Below are 818 nucleotides of genomic sequence, written 5' to 3' on the forward strand. Positions count from 1 at the left end.
CCACGCAACAACACACCAACGTTCTCACCTGCACGACCTTCGTCCAGCAGCTTACGGAACATCTCAACGCCAGTACAGGTAGTCTTGGTAGTATCTTTGATACCAACAATCTCGACTTCCTCACCAACTCTGACAATGCCGCGCTCTACACGACCAGTCACAACTGTGCCGCGACCAGAGATAGAGAATACGTCTTCAATAGGCATCAGGAACGGCTTGTCAATCGCACGCTCAGGCTCTGGGATATACGCATCCAGAGTCTCAACCAGCTTCTTAACAGCACTGGTTCCCATACCGTTATCGTCTTTACCTTCCAACGCCAACAGCGCAGAACCAACGATAATTGGAGTGTCATCACCCGGGAATTCGTACTGGCTCAACAGGTCGCGAACTTCCATCTCAACCAATTCCAGCAACTCTTCATCGTCAACCATGTCCGCTTTGTTCAGGAACACAACGATGTATGGAACGCCAACCTGACGCGCCAGCAGGATGTGCTCACGAGTCTGAGGCATAGGGCCGTCAGCTGCGGAACAAACCAGAATAGCGCCATCCATCTGAGCCGCACCGGTGATCATGTTTTTTACATAGTCAGCGTGCCCAGGGCAGTCAACGTGCGCATAGTGACGAATGGGGGATTCGTACTCAACGTGAGAAGTCGCGATTGTGATACCACGCGCCTTTTCTTCTGGAGCATTATCGATACCGTCAAACGCTACCGCCTGACCACCCCAAACTTCAGAACACACGCGGGTCAAGGCCGCTGTCAAAGTAGTCTTACCGTGGTCAACGTGACCAATGGTGCCTACGTTTACGTG

Annotated in this window: 1 protein-coding gene; it reads right to left on the reverse strand. The window is 52.2% G+C overall.

Annotated elements, in window-relative coordinates:
- A partial coding sequence (locus ONV78_RS31830; RefSeq protein ID WP_279508614.1) for an elongation factor Tu occupies positions 1-818 on the reverse strand: 818 nt, incomplete at both ends.

Source organism: Hahella sp. CR1 (assembly GCF_029813005.1).
Taxonomy (GTDB): Bacteria; Pseudomonadota; Gammaproteobacteria; order Pseudomonadales; family Oleiphilaceae; genus Hahella.